Below are 16,775 nucleotides of genomic sequence, written 5' to 3'. Positions count from 1 at the left end.
CAAAATCTTATACGAACTGGAAAATGAAAAAGATCTTACTTCTTCTGGCTGTTTGCGGAACATTGGCGGTTGCATCATCTTGCACCAAACACGCCTGCCCTGCATACGGATCAGTACAGAAAACCCAGCCAGCGCCGGTAGTAAAAGCCTAAGCGTTACCGTTTCAATATCAGCTTAGCTGCTTCCAGCAAATTCACAGCGGCATAATCTCCCGTCGACTCTTCTGCATGCGGGATAATATGTATCGTTTTCAAACCCACATTCTTTCCTGCCTCCATATCCCTGTCCCTGTCGCCTATCATCCACGATTGGCCCGGATCGATATTGTATTTGGCCATAGCCTTCTCGATCAGCAACGAACCTGGCTTCCGTGACAACGAGTTGCCGGAGTAGGAGGGGTGAAATGGAGCGAAATACAGATCGTCCAGCGCATTATGCGACGCGCGTTGCATTGCTTCATGAATAGCATACACATCATCGGCCGTGTAAAGGCCTTTTGCAATGCCTGCCTGGTTGGTAATGACGATCAGCAGATAACCCGTTTCTTTCAGCATTTGCAATGCTTCCGTCACCCCATGGGGAATCACCAGTTCTTCCAGCTTATAGAGATAATCCGGGCAATCCTCGTTCAGTACTCCGTCACGATCGAGGAATACGCATTTGTTCAGATGAGCAGCCATATTTAGAGAGAAGAATACTCTTTTACAGCCTCGATGAAACATCTCACCTTGTCGGGGTCGGTGTCGGGGTATACGCCGTGGCCGAGGTTGGCAATGTAACGCTGCGTACCAAACTGGCCTACCATTTTCTTCACCTCCGCTCGGATCTGGTCGTAGGAAGAATACAGCACACAAGGGTCAAGATTACCCTGCAATGTCTTATTTGGAATCAGCTCGCGCGATTCGGCGATGTCCATATTCCAGTCGAGACCCACCACTGAGCAATTCAGCTCCCCGATCTCTTTTCTGGCGAAGAATGCGCCTTTTGCAAAAACAGTTAAAGGCACCTCGGTAATGGCGTCGCAGATCTGTTTGATATAGGGCAGGGAAAAAACGCGGTATTGCTCCGGCGACAGAATGCCTGCCCAGGAGTCGAAAAGTTGTACAATATCGGCGCCGGCAGCGATCTGCGCTTTCAGGTAAGCGATCGTGCTGTCGGTGATTTGTTGTAATAATGTATGTGAAAATTCAGGATCGGCGTATAAATGCTTTTTGGCAACCGAGAAAGTTTTGGAGCCTTTGCCTTCCGTCATGTAACAGAAGATGGTGAACGGCGCGCCCGTGAAACCGATCAGCGGCACGCGGCCTGCAAGGCCTTGTTTTGTTATTTTAATGGCGTCCAGCACATATTTTAAATCCGTTTCCGGCTCGGCGATGTGCAATTTTTGAAGGTCTTCCAGCGTATGGACCGTGCTTGGAAAAACCGGCCCGCGCTGCTCCACCATTTCGTAGGGCAATCCCATTGCCTCGGGAATCACCAGAATGTCGGAAAATATAATGGCAGCATCCACGCCCAACAAGTCGACAGGTTGCAGGGTCACTTCTGCTGCCATTTCAGGTGTAGTGGCCAAATTGATAAAGCTCCCGGCCTTCTCGCGAACGGCCCTGTATTCTGCAAGGATGCGTCCGGCCTGGCGCATCATCCAAACAGGCGTGCGTTCGGTCTTCTCCCCCCGCGCCGCCCGAAGCAAAAGGTCATTTTTCAGATTCATGCGGCAAAGGTAGGGAGAAAGTGGTTATCAAAACTTAAAATTCACCCCAACTAAAAAATTCCTTCCTGCCTGTGGAAAGTAGAAATTCTCCTGCGTCAGTGCACCGCCGGCGATATAACCATACGTATAGCCGTTCGACTCGTACTTCTCATTCAGCACGTTGTTTACGAGCAGGTTGAAAGCAATTTCATTCGCCCAGGATGGTTTGATGGTCCAGGAAAGGCGGATATCGTTGGTCAGGTAAGCGTCGAGTCTGCGGGTTTCGGTTGAAGTATTGTCCAGATATTGTTTACCCACATACTTCGTCAGTAGGGCCAGCTCAAGGTTTTTACGCAGCGTGTAAGTGAACTGGCTTCCCGCGATCACATTCGGTGAGAAGGAAATATCCGACTTGCCGTGATTCACTGTTTGATAACCGCCGTTATCATAGTCGACAATGTATTCCGTAAAGTTTTTGATTTTATTCTGACTGAAGGTAACATTTGCATTCCATTTCAGGTGGTTATTGAAAACTACCGCCCCTTCCAGCTCGATGCCGGTGCGGTAGCTTTTAGGCACGTTCACGCGTACGGAACCGCCTACGTCATTGATCTGGCCGGTGAGTACAAGCTGGTTTTTGTAGCTCATCAGATAGTAGTTCGCTGAAAACGCCCATTTGCCTTGCTGCGTACGGAAACCGGCTTCGACATTCTGCAAACGCTCGCTTTTTGGGAAGAGATTGGCGGTAGAGGAAGTGAAATCATCACGGTTAGGTTCGCGGTTTCCGATGCTGTATGATGCGTAAACGGAACTTTGCTCAGCCAATTGATAAGTAAGACCTGCCTTTGGATTAAAAAATGAATACGACTGATCGAACGCGAGCTGAACGAGGTCATTGTCGGTTCCATGAATGGCATGGCTTACGCGACGGTATTGCAGATCGGCAAATGCAGTTAACTTGTCTGTAAAAGCATAGTAAAGCTTTCCGTACAGGTTAAAATCTTTCTTTTTGCCCGTGCTGAAATAGTATTGATGCTCGTTTTCGATATTTCCCGCATTGCGCGCCCAGATGATCTGTCCGTAATGGTCGCCGTCGTACTGGTTCCAACCGCCGCCAAAACTAGCGGTAAGTTTTTTGAAACTGTTATAGTCGAATGAAAATGTGGTTCCGTAAAAGTAATTATCCAGCCAGCGGCGGCGGATGATATCGGTGCTGGTGAGGGTGTCTTTGCCGATAACCACGTTAGGCAGGTTGTATTTGCTGTAATCGTCTGCCGCGCGGTATTGTTCGTAATAGCCCAGGCCGCGCACGAGAAATGCGTTGAGGTTGAATGTCAGTTTATTACTCAGGTTGTGGGAGGAAACGATCTGGTAATGGTCCTGGCGATAGTTGTCGACTTCGTTTTTGTAAGTATATGAATTATAAGTCCGGTTATCGGAATTGAGCAGGTTTTGTGCGTCTTTTTCTCCTAAATAATTTCTGTCAATATAAGCCAGAACGCCCTCGCGGTCGCCGCGGAGTTTAGCCTCCGGTACACCGTTCCACGACTGGTAAGTGCGTTCTTTGCCCGAAAATACATTCACGCGGACAAAACTCTTCTTGCCGAAATACCCGCCTGAAAGGTAGTATGAGTGTAATTCCGAAGAAGCACGATCCACGAAGCCGTCCGAAGAAACCCGCGATAGCCGTGCGTCGAATGTAAACTTGTCCTTAATCAGTCCGGAGCCGACTTTCAATGTGTTTTTGAATGTATTGAAAGAGCCGTATGAGTTATTCAGCTCCGCATAAGGCGTTTCGCGAAATGCATTGGTATTGATATTCACCGAAGCGCCGAACGCACCGGCGCCGTTGGTAGAGGTCCCCACGCCGCGTTGGATCTGGATGCTGCTCACCGACGACGCAAAGTCGGGCATATTGACCCAGAAAACACCCTGGCTTTCCGCATCATTATAAGGAATGCCGTTCACTGTCACGTTAATGCGGGTCGCATCGGAGCCCCGTATGCGTATACCCGTGTAGCCCACACCACCGCCCGCGTCGCTCGTGCTCACGAGGGAAGGAGAGAAGTTGAGGAGCACGGGAAGGTCTTGCCCCATGTTCTGCTTGTCTATTTGGGCGGCGGTTACGTTCGTGTAAGCCATACCCGTTTTATCATTCACGCGGGTGGCGTTGATAATGACCTCATCGGCCTGGTAAGTGCTCTTCGTCAGTTTAACATTGACTTTTTCGGAGCCGCCAAGCGATATCTTCGAAGTTTGGTAACCGATGTAGGAAATGTCGAGGGCGTCGATATTGTCTGAAATGTTTTTCAGAATAAAATTCCCGTCCTTATCCGTGCTCGTGCCGCGGATTTCGCCTGCTTTGACCGTCGCGCCGGGCAGAGGTTTTCCGTCTTCGGCATCTGTAATGCGGCCGGAAATGCTTTTTTGTGCAAAAGAGAGGAGCGAGGTGGTGCTTAACGACAGCGCCAGTAGATAGGTAGTGATTTTTCGCATTGCGATAGTCAATTACAACAGGCAGGGGCCACCTATCCGAAAGTTCGATAAAATGTGAACAGAAAACAGCCGGTTCCGGCTTTCTCTCCCTACGCCGGCATTACCCGGATCAGGTTAAATGGGTATGATCTCAGCCCGTTCGGTAGGGCACCCCTTGAGATTATGCTGCAAAATTAAGTGTTTGGAAGGGATGTTACAAGTGACCCCGGTTTATTGTCCTGGCGCGACTCGGGATTAAGGTCATGTACATGAAAGGTTTTCAATAATAATATAGCCAATTAAATTCAACACATATCTTGCGTGTATCGGCATATTAACGTCGTTTTCCGTATTTTTACATATTTCAATGCGAACTTAATAACTGCCTGAATTACAATGCCAAACTATACAGACACACCCGATATCAGCGCCTCCAAACACGCCATTGACCTCGAATACCGCTTTGGCGCGCATAACTACAAACCGATGCCGGTAGTGATCGAACGGGGCTCGGGTGTTTTTTTGTGGGATGTGGAGGGGAAGCAGTACTTCGATTTTCTCTCGGCTTACAGCGCAGTGAGCCAGGGGCATTGCCACCCAAAGATCGTGCAGGCGATGATCGAACAGGCGCAAAAACTAACGCTGACGTCGCGGGCATTTTATAACGACCGCCTGGGCGAATGCGAGCAATTTCTTTGCGAATACTTCGGGTATGATAAAGTTTTAATGATGAATTCCGGCGTCGAAGGCGGTGAAACTGCGCTGAAATTGACCCGGAAATGGGCTTATAAAGTGAAGGGTATCGAGCCAGGCAAAGCGAAAACGGTGTACGCGGCAGGTAACTTCTGGGGCAGGACGCTGGCGGCGATATCTTCTTCGACGGACCCGTCGTCGACCAATGATTACGGTCCGTTCCTGCCCGGCTACGAAATCATTCCCTACAACGACCTTGGTGCACTTGAAAATGTCCTGAAAAGCGACCCCAATATTGCCGGATTCATGGTGGAACCCATTCAGGGAGAGGCTGGTGTGGTGGTGCCGGATGAAGGTTATCTGAAAGGTGTGCGCGATTTGTGTACAAAATACAACGTGCTTTTCATCGCCGATGAGGTGCAAACCGGCATCGGGCGTACGGGCAAGCGCCTGGCTTGCGACTGGGAGGGTGTGAAGCCGGATATTTTGGTACTCGGAAAAGCATTATCCGGCGGTACCATGCCGGTTTCGGCTGCTTTTGCCGATGACGAGATAATGCTGACGATCGCTCCCGGCGAGCATGGCTCTACCTATGGCGGTAACCCGCTCGCATGCGCGGTCACGATAGCTGCATTGGAGGTAGTTCAGGACGAAAAACTGGCCGAAAATGCCGAGAAAATGGGACAAACCTTTCGCAGGAAAATGCAGGAACTTCAAAAGCAATGTTCGCTGATCGAAAGCGTTAGAGGGAAAGGGTTGCTGAATGCGATCGTAATCAACGATTCGGAAGATAGCAGCACGGCGATGGACCTTTGTTATAAAATGATGGAAAAGGGGCTGCTGTGCAAGCCTACCCATGGTAACAAAATCCGTTTCGCACCGCCATTGGTGATCAATGAGCAGCAAATGGACGTAGCTTGCCGCATTATTGAAGAGGTATTTATAGAAATGAACGGAAATCTATGAAACTGAGACTTTTCCTGCCTGTGATCTTGCTGGCTGTGCTCGTTTTTTCGTGTAAGGATAAAAACGTAGACCCCAAGAATGATACCGAAACCAACCAATGGATCTATACCAACATGAAATATTGGTATTACTGGACGGATCATATTACCGCGTCACCGGATTATAACAAAACACCCGGCGATTTTTTCAACTCGCTGCTTTATAAATATGACGCTACGGCCCGCCCGGATGGCGACCGGTTTTCATGGATGCAGGAAAGTGCGAAGGAGCTGGAAGCGTCTTTGGGAGGTGAATCCAAAACCAGCGGCATGGAGTACAAGCTGGTGTACTTCCCGGCCAACACCAGCAATATAGTTGGGATTGTGCTTTATGTGATACCCGATTCGCCCGCTGCCAAAGCCGGTTTTGTCCGGGGGGATGTGTTCAGTAGTGTAAATGGCCAGAAACTGACGGATTCGAACTATTCGAAATTGCTGAATACGGAAGATAAGGTGAGCTACACCCTGGCTGACATCACGGACGGTACATTAAAGGAAACCAAAACGACAAGGGAGGTCGCACCGGTTGTATTGCAGGAAGACCCGGTGTTTTTTGACTCAGTGTATACGATCGGCGCCAGTAAAATCGGCTATGTGGTTTATCATCAGTTCATTCCGGAGCCCTATCAGACCAGCAGCAAAGCATACGACAAAAAGCTGGACGCTATTTTCGGCGAGTTTAAAAATAGTGGCGTCAATGCGCTGGTGCTCGATTTGCGCTACAACCCCGGAGGTTATGTAAGTTCAGCGACGAACCTGGCGAGCCTGATCGGCAAGGTTACGGCAAACGACGTGTTTTATTACAAAGAATATAACAAGCAAGTGACGGAAACCAGCCTCAAAAAATACGGCGAATCCTATTTCTACGACAAGTTCGTATCCAAAAGCCAGAATGTGGGCGGCAACCTGCAACACCTCGTGGTGCTGGTGTCGTCGCGTACAGCGTCGGCGAGTGAATTGCTGATCAATGGCTTGAAGCCGTTTATGGCCGTGACTTTGGTCGGGGGTAAAACGGTCGGAAAGAATGTGGGGTCGATAACGATCGCCGACGAGAAGAATGGAATTAAAGTGGGTTTGCAGCCCATAGTTTCGAAATCTTTGAATAAGGATAAAAAATCGGATTACCATGTAGGCTTCGAACCGGATGTGAAAATAAGCGAAGGCAACATCCTTTATCCTTACGGCGACCCTCGCGACCCGTTGTTGGGTGAGGCACTGTTTCAGATCACGGGCACGCACGTGACCCGCCAGGGCCGCAGCGCTCGGGTGTTGCAGGAAGAAGCAAGTACGGAACTATCCTCGTCGATCAGCCGCAAAGCGGGCGGTAGCAACATGTTCTACGACAGATAACGACCGGCTGGTATATTTTTTTTGAATGGTGCGAGAACGGCTTCCAACTGTTCTCGCACCATTTTTTATTGCTATTTTTACAGACTTGCGTATTTCTAACTAATTGACCTTTATGAAGCTGGTAAATGATATGACTGTCTGGTTTTTGAAGCGACGCTTCGAACGGATCGAACAGTTTATGAAGTACCCCATTGAAACCCAGCAGCGTATATTTTCCGAATTGATCGAAACGGCCCGCTACACCGAATGGGGTAGCCGCTATAATTACGGGCAGATCAAAACGGTGAAGGAATTTCAGGAACAGGTGCCTGTTTCGGCTTATGAGCAGCTTTACCCTTACATCGAGCGGGTGCTGAAAGGCGAACCGAATGTGCTTTGGCCGTCGCAGATCGAATGGTTTTCCAAGTCGTCGGGTACGACCAACGCGAGAAGTAAATTCCTGCCTGTTTCGCCCGAGGCGCTCGAAGAATGCCATTATGAAGGCGGCAAGGACATGATGACCCTGCTGATTAACAACCGCCCCGATACCCGTGTTTTCGATGGAAAGGGCCTTTCGATCGGCGGAACTTTACATGCCAACCCTTTTGACGATTATACCCAGATTGGGGATGTGTCGGCGGTAATTATGCAGAACCTGCCTTCCTGGGCAGAGTTCATGCGCACACCGCCATTGGAAGTTGCATTGATGGACCACTGGGAAAGCAAGCTGGATAAAATGGCGTCGATCTGTTCGCAGGAAAACGTGACGAGTATTCTCGGCGTGCCTACCTGGACGATCGTGCTGCTCGATCAGATTCTCGAACGTACCGGGAAAAAAAATATGCTGGAGGTCTGGCCCGATTTCGAGGTTTTCGTGCATGGAGCGGTCTCATTCGAGCCCTACCGCGATCTGTTCATGACCAAATACTTCCCTTCCGACCAGGTACTGTACCTTGAAACTTACAGCGCTTCGGAAGGCTTTTTTGCGATCCAGGACGACATTAGCCGGGTAGGAGAAATGCTGCTCATGCTCGATTACGGGATTTTTTACGAATTTATACCTATCGAAGAGCTCGGCAAGGAGCATCCCCGGGCGCTGTTGCTGGATGAAGTGGAAGTAGGGAAGAACTACGCCATGGTGATTTCGACAAATGCAGGCTTATGGCGCTACCTGATCGGCGATACGGTGAAATTTACGTCCATCTATCCATTCCGGGTGAAAGTAAGCGGCCGTACCAAGCATTTTATCAATGCATTCGGCGAGGAGGTGATCGTCGAGAATGCCGACCACGCCATTAAGGTAGCAGCGCACCAGACCGACGCGCTGGTAGCGAACTACACCGCGGGCCCCGTGTACATGGGCGATGGCTCGCGCGGCTGCCACGAATGGATCATAGAGTTCACCAAAGAGCCCGAGGATCGCGGTGTGTTTGTTCTCGCATTGGATAATGCATTGCGGGAAGTTAATTCCGACTACGATGCCAAGCGCTATAAAGACATGGCCCTCACGCTCCCGCGAGTGCATTTCGCTCCCGCAGGCACCTTTTACGCGTGGATGGGCAGGAAACACAAGCTCGGTGGCCAGAACAAGGTGCCGCGGCTGAGCAACACGCGGGAGTATCTGGACGATTTGCTCGCCAGTTTGTAAAGTGTCGTTGGGAAACTGACGGCCGATTTGATACTTACGAATCGAATATTAAACAGTAAATATTAAAGTAATCGGCGGTCGGTGGTCAGCGGTCGGCGGTCAAATTCTTCCGACGCTACCACTACCGCAACGCCGCATCAATGATTCCCAAACGCTTAAAAATAAAAGGACTATACTCTTACCAGACCGAGCAGGAAATTGATTTCGATCCGCTGACGGACGCTTCGTTGTTCGGGATATTCGGGGCTGTGGGAAGCGGGAAATCTTCCATTCTTGAGGCGATTACCTTTGCGCTGTACGGTGATACGGAGCGGCTCAACAAGTCGGGGGACGACCGGACCTATAATATGATGAACCTCCGCTCCGACGATTTGCTCATCGATTTTGAATGCATTGCAGGAAAGAACGGCGATCGTTACCGGTTCACGGTGCGTGGAAAACGGAATAGTAAGAATTTCAAGGATGTAAAAACCTTTGACAGGAAAGGTTACATCTGGCAGGAAAACGACTGGGTGCCCTTGGCCGAAAACGAGTCGACCGAAAGCATTATCGGCCTCAGTTATGACAACTTTCGCCGGACGATCATCATACCCCAGGGGCGTTTTCAGGAATTTATCGAACTGAAAGACGCCGAGCGGACACGGATGATGAAAGAGCTTTTCCAGCTCGAAAAATATGATCTAAGCCGTAACGTAGGCTCGCTGAGCAAGCAGAACGACCTCGCATTATCGAATGTCGACGGCCAGTTACTGGGACTTGGCGAGGTAACACAGGAAATGCTCACGGAAGGCGGGCAGCGGTTGGAACAGCTCCGGCAACAAATTCAACAGATTACCGATGAGCTTGCCGTCCAGACAGCACTCGAAAGTAATTTTCAGAAACTCAAACTTGCCGGCGAGAAAATTCAGGTTCTTCGCAACAGATTGGCCGTGCTCGACTCCCAGCGAGCGACGATGCAGGAACGCGAGGCCATGTTGAAGACTTTTGAGACCTGTTCGCTGCATTTCAAATCCATTTTTGACCAAAAAAGCAATCTGTTGACCGCAATAGCGAGAGACCAGCGTATTTCAGAAGCAAACCAGGAAAGGTTGTCGAAGCTGGCGGGTTTGCTGGAAACACAGAAGGAAACATTGCAAATGCTGCGGCCGCGCTATGAAAAGCGTGAAGAGCTGCTGGCCACCGCTGAGGAGCTTGAAAAGGTCATTCGGATTATCGAACATTCACAAGCAGTTATCAAACGGAAAGAAGCCTTACAGCGGGGCGAGGAGCAGTTGAAGGAGAAGGAAATTGCTATTGAAATACAAAAACAGCAAAGGCAGGAGCTGGAAGCGACCAACGAAAAGCGAAAGGCAGGCCTCGGCGATGTGCTCGAAATGGGCCTTGTAAAATCCTGGTTCACCACAGCCGACAGCCTCGCAGAGAACCGTCAGGCGATTAAAACAGAAGCGGAGGCGCTTGCAGCGGAGATCCAAACGCTTAGTGACGGACTTGGGGAAAGATTACAAGAGATCACCCGCGATTTTGGTATTGATTTTGGGTTAGAGAAATCTTTGGAGGCTTTTCAAGCGGCCATTTCTAATTACCTGGAAAAAAGCGAAAATGATCGAAAGGGACTCAATCGTCAGTTGCTGCACATCAAAACGAGGGTTGCATTACACGAATATGCCGGTAACCTTGAAGACGGAGAGCCCTGCCCGCTTTGCGGTTCGCTGCACCATCCGGAAGTTTTGACGGCCGATGGCGCATTATCCGAAGAAACGGTCGCAATAGAAAAGCAGTTGAATGCATTGGATGAAAAAGAAAGGCTATTAAGGCGTTTACAATCGCCGGTAGAGCGAGTTTTCAATCAAATAGAAAGTCTTGAAAAACAAAAATCGTCGATAAAACAACGATTCGCGGATGCGAAGGCAAAGCTGGAATCGCATGATAAAACATTTGAATGGGCCGCATTCAATAGAACAGACCGTGAAGGTTTTGAAAAGCGATTTTCGGAAAGCAGCCTTTTACAGGCAGAGATCAAAGCTGGGGAAACGGCAGTGAAAGCCTTCACGGAGCAAATAGAAGCGGCTACCAGAGAAAAAACCGAAAAGATCGAAAAGCCGCTTCAAGTGTTGAAAGACGAGATTCTGAGGTTTGAAAATACCGTTCACACGCTTTCGGAACAGTTATCGAGGGTTAATCTGGCGGATTTTGAAACGACCGACAAAAGTGAGATTTCAGAGAAGATTAACGAACTGAAAGCGGATTATCAGCAGCTTTCAACCGCATTTGCCGAGGCTGAAAAGCAGGTAGATGCCATTGAAAAGGACCGGAATACGCTTTGGGGGAGCCAAACTACCTTGCTGGTGGCGCTCGAACGAAGCCAGCGTGATCTTGCCGTGGCGCAGGAAAAGATCGATAACCAGCTGGCCGCCTATGGATTCGAATCGGAATTGCAGGTGGTGGAAATACTGCAAAAGCCCATCCGGATCGAAACCGAGCGGCAAGCGATCGACGAGTTTAAACTCGCATTGGAAACGACCGGTGCGGAGTTGAGAAACCTGCTCGAAGAACACGCCGATGAGCAATACGACGCCGTAAAACATGGAGAGGTTACTGCATTGAAAAATATGCTGACTGAAAACCTGAGTTCCCAGCGGAAGGAAGAAGGTAATATTGGGGGGCGGCTGAAACAATTGACAGAAGATCTGGCTAGAAAAGTAGCGTTACTTGCCGAAAAAGGCCGTTTGCAGCTCAGGAAGGAACATTTAGACGATCTAGCGAAGTTGTTCAGATCCAGCGGGTTTGTGGATTATGCGTCGAGTATTTATCTGCAAAATCTCATTCAGGCGGCAAATCACCGTTTCCACCAGATGACCCACCAGCAGCTTCACCTTGAGTTGGGCGAAGGCAACAGTTTTTGGGTGAGGGATTTACTCAATGGCGGCCATATGCGGTTGCTAAAAACACTCTCGGGCGGACAGAAATTCCAGGCAGCCTTGTCGCTGGCACTGGCCCTGGCCGACCACATTCACGTCAGAAACGAGTCGAAACACAACTTTTTCTTCCTGGACGAAGGTTTTGGCTCGCTCGATAAGAATGCTTTGCAAACCGTTTTTGAAACGCTGAAATCATTGCGGAAGGAAAACAGGATTGTGGGTATTATCAGTCATGTCGAGGATTTGCAGCAGGAAATCCAGACGTACCTGCGCATTACCGAAAGCGACGAGGGGAGCAGGATCGTGCCGAGCTGGAAATGAGTATCAGACATAAAATGTATATTTGGGCCTATTTGCCCAAGCCGTCCTATGCTTTTGGAAAATTTTTACGGGTCGTTTCTACTTTGGATTGAAGCACAATTATCGGGAAAGAACTGGTTGTGGAAGCTCACCTTCCTGGCTGTCGCGCTGTCGCTTTTTCTTGCTTTTCCACCCTATTCGCTGCTGCTTAATCATTTGAGAAACAACGGTGTGAGCCTGGACGCGTGGGTGTTTATCCAAAATCAGGCGCAGGACTTGCTGCACCCCAAAGACATGGACTATGACGTCCGTCGCGAGAATATGATATTCCGCTGGACATTGCCGCTGCTCTCGTTTCTGACCGGTCACAATGTATTGCTGATCCTGATCATCCAGGCCGTTTTGGGTGTGCTGTTTTTGTACAAAATAGGGGTTTATATCTATTCAATTTCGGGCGACAAGGTAAGTACAGCGCTATTTGTGACGGCTATTGCCAACATTTTCGTGAGCGTGTGGGCATTCGCGGACGTGCACGGGTATGGCGATGAATTTGCCTTTTTCTTCCTGCTACTGGCGTTGCTGAGCAAGAATCCGCTTGTGATATTCCTGTCGCTTCAGATCGCGTTCTTCACCGACGAGCGCGCTGTCGTGGCGGGAGGCTATTTAGTGCTCTGGTGGATGGGTACGAAGGCCTACCGCAACAACAATTTCGGTGTTCCTGGCCTGCTGAAATCGGCGTTTACGGGCGAGAGCCTGGTGGTTTGGGTGGCGTGGGCGATCTATTTCACAATCCGGGAGTATGTGCAGGTTACGTATTTTCCGCATCACTCCTATTCTACGATCGGAACGCCGGTATTGCTGGCAAATGCCCACCGTAACGGCCTGGGAAGTAGTATCTGGAGTACATTCGAGGGGGGCTGGCTTATCCTGACCGCCGCATTTGCGGTACTGTGCCTCACGAAACGCTATTGGCTTCTCTTGGCGCTGATGGCCGGCTTTTCGGTGCTCGTGGCCACCGGAATCTACGTGCATGATATCGACAGGGCGTTATCGTACGGCTTCCCGTTTATTCTTCTTGCGGTTTTTATATTGATCGAAACCTCTTCCACATCCGCTGTGCGGCTCATTCTGTTTTTCACAATGCTCATTTGTGTGGGGCATCCGCAGGTTTTTTATATGGGCTACAACAAAATACTGTGGCTGGAACCGCTCCCTCTCAAACTGTTCATGCTGATCGACCATCGTCTGCATTGGGGCTTATTCGGATAGGGTCGCCCGGATAGGGTCGCCCGGATAGGGGTCGGGCCGATTATTTTCGTCCTCTCCCAACCAATGCCTGGCAACATTGGTCAACGCGAGTGTGTCGGCACTCCGGGCAGGATCCGTTAAATGATCATTAAGCCTTGCCTCAGAGTAATCGATTTTTTTATGTGAAAGGTATTTTTGTATTTTAAAGGAAAAATATCTGACATTTACTAATCGGTTACTTTTGAAGCGGATCGCGTATCTGAAAGAGTTTAGCCACACCCTAACAATCTATAAATTGCCATATGCCGCTATTAGTAGAGCTGGATACATTTAACACTGGATCGGGTAACCTCACAGTCTTTGAAAAAATCATCCCCGGTACGATCAAACGCGTATTTTATATTTACGGCGCGAGTGAGACGCAGAGAGGTGGCCACAGGCATCACAAAACGTGGAATGCCCTGGTTTGTATTCATGGAAGTTGTCGTATATACTCCAACGACGGTGTAAAAGAAGAAATTTTCATTCTGGATAATCCCGTTTCGTGCCTGATTCTCGAACCCAAAGACTGGCACATTATGGATTCTTTTTCGGATGATGCGATCCTGTTGGTACTGTCCAATGAATATTACGACAAGGCCGACTACATCGACGAGCCCTATCCGCTCAATCAGCTAATCCAGACAGTATTTCAATGATCCCATTTCTGGATTTAAATCAGGTAAATGCCCCTTATCTGCAAGCGATCGAAGATGCTTCCCTCCGGGTGATCCGGTCGGGCTGGTACATCCTGGGCAATGAATTGAAAACATTTGAAAAGGCATTTGCCGCATATTGTGAAGCGGAGCATTGCGTGGGCACGGCCAACGGCCTGGACGCTATTACGCTTATACTGATGGCCATGGATCTTCCGAAAGACAGTGAGATCATCGTGCCTGCCAATACTTATATCGCGTCGGTACTGCCGGTAAGTTACCTGCACCTTACGCCGGTTTTCGTGGAACCCGATCCTCAAACGATGCTGATCGATCCTGCGTTGATCGAGCAGGCCATAACACCGCGGACAAAAGCGATTATCACAGTAGATCTTTATGGTAGAAGCTGCGAAATAGCAGATATTCTTGATCTGGCAAAAAAATACAGTCTGAAAGTAATAACCGATGCCGCTCAGGCACACGGAGCTACGCACGCAGGCAGGAAAGTAGGTACCTGGGCGGACGCGACAGCATTCAGTTTTTACCCTACCAAAAACCTGGGTGCGCTGGGCGATGCCGGTGCCATCACGACCAATGACGCCGCATTGGCCGAAAAGATACGCTACCTGCGTAATTACGGCTCGGTGATCCGGTATCAGAACGAGTATCAAGGTGTAAATAGCCGTCTGGATGAAATGCAGGCCGCTATTCTTAGTGTAAAACTACCTTACCTGGATCCCGAAAACGCACGTCGACGGGAAATCGCCGGCCGGTATTTGCGGGAATTACAATGCAGCGACCTTACATTGCCGCCCGGTGACAGGCTCTCGGAAGATGCCTGGCATCTCTTTGTAGTGCGGCACCCGCGGCGTTCGGAGTTTATCGCGTTCCTGGATGCGCACGGGGTGCAGACGAACGTTCATTATCCGCAGCCTATTCATAAACAATTGGCTTACAAAGAATTTAAAGATTTACATTTGCCTCTCACAGAGCAGATCCATAAGCAAGTGATCAGTTTGCCGCTCAACCCGGTTCTAACGGATCATGAGGTGGCTTACATCATTCAAACCGTCAATCAATTCGATCGTCAATGAAGCTATCGGTCATCATTCCGGTTTACAACAGTGAAAAGACCATTCGGCCGCTGATCGAAAAGCTGCAAGCGACTTTATCAGAAATATCATTCGAAATCGTGATGGTCAACGATGGCAGCCACGACCGCTCCGAGCAGGTTTGCCGGGAACTGTCGGATGCCCACGCGAATGTCCGGTTTATCTCTCTTCGCAGAAATTACGGCGAGTTCAATGCGGTAATGTGTGGCCTCAACTGGGCTTATGGTAACTATTGCGTGATGGTCGACGATGATTTTCAGAATCCGCCGGAAGAAATATTAAAGCTGGTGGAAACGGCAGAATCGGGAGATTATGACGTTGTTTACACGCATTATGCCAAAAAACAGCACTCTGTCGGCCGGAACATGGGCAGTAGGTTTGTCAACTGGCTTACGAGCTATCTTCTGAATAAACCCAAAGACCTGTATTTATCCAGCTTTAAACTGATTCGGCAGGAAGTTGTGCAGGAAATAATCAAATACCACGGTCCCTATCCGTACATCGACGGACTGATATTCCGGATCACCCGCAACATCGGTACCGTGCAGGTAGCGCACGAGAAGCGTGAAGAGGGGGCTTCCAATTACACATTACACAAGCTGGTATCCCTCTTTCTCAATATCCTGTTCTGCTACTCGTCACTGCCTATCCGTCTTTTTGTACCCATTGGCGTCGGTTTGTTCAGCCTGGGCTTTTTACTTCTGCTCTTTCTCACATTACAATGGATTATCGGTCCCGACCCTAAGGGCTGGCAGGTGGTAACGGCCACCATTATCTTCATTGGTGGCATTCAATGCATGCTGCTGAGTGTGCTGGGGGAATATATCGGCAAGAGTTTCATGGCGCAAAGCGGGCAGCCGCAATATGTGATCAAATATAACAGCTCTGAACACGTATGATCGGTAACCGGCTCGAATACCTGCGCATGTACGAAACCGAGCGCAAGCTGTGGTGGTATCAGATCCTCCACGGCAAGGTTTTGAGCCAGATCCGCAAACATTTCAGAGCGATGGACCCCGATCTCAAAATCCTCGATGCAGCTTGCGGTACGGGCGGGTTAATGTCTTTTTTAAAAGAAAATGGTTATTCCAACCTTCGGGGCTTCGATTATTCACAGCATGCCATCGATTTCTCGAATGAACGCGGACTGAATGTCGTCTTCGGCGATCTTCGGAATGTGGATGCATTCGAACCGGGTGAGCCGTTCGACATCATCACCTGCAACGACGCGCTCTATTTCCTGACCGACGAAGAGATCGTCCGCGCACTGACCGCGTTCAGAAACCGTCTGAATCGCAATGGATTGATAATCATTAATATTCATGCATTCGAAGCCTTTTCCGGCACGCACGACCTCGCGGTAGGCAGTTCGCGACGATTCAAGCTGGAACAGTTCCAGGCATTCGGCAAAGCGGCCGGGCTGCGGATCGGTTACACTACTTACTGGCCATTCGCGCTTTCGTTGCCGATTCTGCTTGTGCGGCAGTGGCAGAATTACCAGATCCGGAAGAAGAAGATCAATGTTGATCATCTCGATTCGGATGTCGAATACCCTGGCGATGCGGTGAATGCGGTTTTAAAGACCATTACCAAAGCCGAATCCGCCATTCTGGGTAAGGCACCATTCGGGAGCTCGCTCTTCATGACTTTCCAGCCGGCCTGA

Annotated in this window: 12 protein-coding genes and 1 riboswitch; of the genes, 9 read left to right on the top strand and 3 right to left on the bottom strand. The window is 49.5% G+C overall.

Annotated features, from left to right (window positions below):
* Positions 1-155: 155 nt before the first annotated feature.
* Genes IEY24_RS27255 through IEY24_RS27245 form a run of 3 tightly spaced genes read right to left on the bottom strand, consistent with a single transcriptional unit; the run spans position 156 to position 4,186 of the window.
* A complete protein-coding gene (locus IEY24_RS27255) occupies positions 156-680 on the bottom strand; it encodes a D-glycero-alpha-D-manno-heptose-1,7-bisphosphate 7-phosphatase (RefSeq protein WP_188938473.1) in 525 nt (174 codons plus the stop codon).
* 2 nt (positions 681-682) lie between these two features.
* Positions 683-1,711 (bottom strand): uroporphyrinogen decarboxylase, encoded by a 1,029-nt coding sequence (gene hemE / locus IEY24_RS27250; protein ID WP_188938472.1) that lies wholly within the window; start codon positions 1,709-1,711, stop codon positions 683-685.
* Positions 1,712-1,738: 27 nt separating this feature from the next.
* On the bottom strand, positions 1,739-4,186 hold the full coding sequence (locus IEY24_RS27245) for a TonB-dependent receptor (protein WP_188938471.1): 2,448 nt from the start codon (positions 4,184-4,186) through the stop codon (positions 1,739-1,741).
* 70 nt (positions 4,187-4,256) lie between these two features.
* Positions 4,257-4,351, bottom strand: a riboswitch (TPP riboswitch).
* A 210-nt stretch (positions 4,352-4,561) separates the two neighbouring features.
* On the opposite strand from IEY24_RS27245, the gene rocD reads away from it, so the two are divergent.
* The 9 genes from rocD (at position 4,562) to IEY24_RS27200 (ending at position 16,775) form a co-directional block, all read left to right on the top strand.
* Entirely contained in the window at positions 4,562-5,824 is a 1,263-nt protein-coding gene (gene rocD, locus IEY24_RS27240; RefSeq protein ID WP_262892443.1) for an ornithine--oxo-acid transaminase, read from the top strand.
* On the top strand, positions 5,821-7,212 hold the full coding sequence (locus IEY24_RS27235; protein ID WP_188938470.1) for a S41 family peptidase: 1,392 nt from the start codon (positions 5,821-5,823) through the stop codon (positions 7,210-7,212). Before rocD ends, IEY24_RS27235 begins: the two co-directional genes overlap by 4 nt.
* 112 nt (positions 7,213-7,324) lie before the next feature.
* A complete protein-coding gene (locus tag IEY24_RS27230; RefSeq protein WP_188938469.1) occupies positions 7,325-8,839 on the top strand; it encodes a GH3 auxin-responsive promoter family protein in 1,515 nt (504 codons plus the stop codon).
* 140 nt (positions 8,840-8,979) lie between these two features.
* Entirely contained in the window at positions 8,980-12,078 is a 3,099-nt protein-coding gene (locus tag IEY24_RS27225) for an AAA family ATPase (RefSeq protein ID WP_188938468.1), read from the top strand.
* A gap of 48 nt (positions 12,079-12,126) precedes the next feature.
* Positions 12,127-13,326 (top strand): hypothetical protein, encoded by a 1,200-nt coding sequence (locus IEY24_RS27220; RefSeq protein WP_188938467.1) that lies wholly within the window; start codon positions 12,127-12,129, stop codon positions 13,324-13,326.
* A gap of 281 nt (positions 13,327-13,607) precedes the next feature.
* Positions 13,608-14,003: a sugar 3,4-ketoisomerase gene (locus IEY24_RS27215; protein ID WP_188938466.1), complete on the top strand. Its 396-nt coding sequence runs from the start codon at positions 13,608-13,610 to the stop codon at positions 14,001-14,003.
* Positions 14,000-15,094 carry a DegT/DnrJ/EryC1/StrS family aminotransferase gene (locus tag IEY24_RS27210; RefSeq protein WP_188938465.1) on the top strand — a complete coding sequence of 365 codons (1,095 nt, stop codon included), beginning with the start codon at positions 14,000-14,002 and terminating at the stop codon, positions 15,092-15,094. The genes IEY24_RS27215 and IEY24_RS27210 overlap by 4 nt, the downstream gene beginning before the upstream one ends.
* Positions 15,091-16,011 carry a glycosyltransferase family 2 protein gene (locus IEY24_RS27205; protein WP_188938464.1) on the top strand — a complete coding sequence of 307 codons (921 nt, stop codon included), beginning with the start codon at positions 15,091-15,093 and terminating at the stop codon, positions 16,009-16,011. The genes IEY24_RS27210 and IEY24_RS27205 overlap by 4 nt, the downstream gene beginning before the upstream one ends.
* A complete protein-coding gene (locus IEY24_RS27200) occupies positions 16,008-16,775 on the top strand; it encodes a class I SAM-dependent methyltransferase (RefSeq protein ID WP_188938463.1) in 768 nt (255 codons plus the stop codon). The genes IEY24_RS27205 and IEY24_RS27200 overlap by 4 nt, the downstream gene beginning before the upstream one ends.

It is taken from the genome of Dyadobacter endophyticus (assembly GCF_014641595.1).
In the GTDB taxonomy this organism is placed as follows: domain Bacteria; phylum Bacteroidota; class Bacteroidia; order Cytophagales; family Spirosomataceae; genus Dyadobacter; species Dyadobacter endophyticus.
Note: the sequence above shows the minus strand (reverse complement) of the source record. Positions and strands in the feature narration are given on the sequence as shown.

Coding starts and splice junctions, on each gene's coding strand:
- IEY24_RS27255 (WP_188938473.1), bottom strand. CDS start 680: ATGGCTGCTCATCTGAACAAATGCGTATTCCTCGATCGTGACGGAGTA.
- hemE (WP_188938472.1), bottom strand. CDS start 1,711: ATGAATCTGAAAAATGACCTTTTGCTTCGGGCGGCGCGGGGGGAGAAG.
- IEY24_RS27245 (WP_188938471.1), bottom strand. CDS start 4,186: ATGCGAAAAATCACTACCTATCTACTGGCGCTGTCGTTAAGCACCACC.
- rocD (WP_262892443.1), top strand. CDS start 4,562: ATGCCAAACTATACAGACACACCCGATATCAGCGCCTCCAAACACGCC.
- IEY24_RS27235 (WP_188938470.1), top strand. CDS start 5,821: ATGAAACTGAGACTTTTCCTGCCTGTGATCTTGCTGGCTGTGCTCGTT.
- IEY24_RS27230 (WP_188938469.1), top strand. CDS start 7,325: ATGAAGCTGGTAAATGATATGACTGTCTGGTTTTTGAAGCGACGCTTC.
- IEY24_RS27225 (WP_188938468.1), top strand. CDS start 8,980: ATGATTCCCAAACGCTTAAAAATAAAAGGACTATACTCTTACCAGACC.
- IEY24_RS27220 (WP_188938467.1), top strand. CDS start 12,127: ATGCTTTTGGAAAATTTTTACGGGTCGTTTCTACTTTGGATTGAAGCA.
- IEY24_RS27215 (WP_188938466.1), top strand. CDS start 13,608: ATGCCGCTATTAGTAGAGCTGGATACATTTAACACTGGATCGGGTAAC.
- IEY24_RS27210 (WP_188938465.1), top strand. CDS start 14,000: ATGATCCCATTTCTGGATTTAAATCAGGTAAATGCCCCTTATCTGCAA.
- IEY24_RS27205 (WP_188938464.1), top strand. CDS start 15,091: ATGAAGCTATCGGTCATCATTCCGGTTTACAACAGTGAAAAGACCATT.
- IEY24_RS27200 (WP_188938463.1), top strand. CDS start 16,008: ATGATCGGTAACCGGCTCGAATACCTGCGCATGTACGAAACCGAGCGC.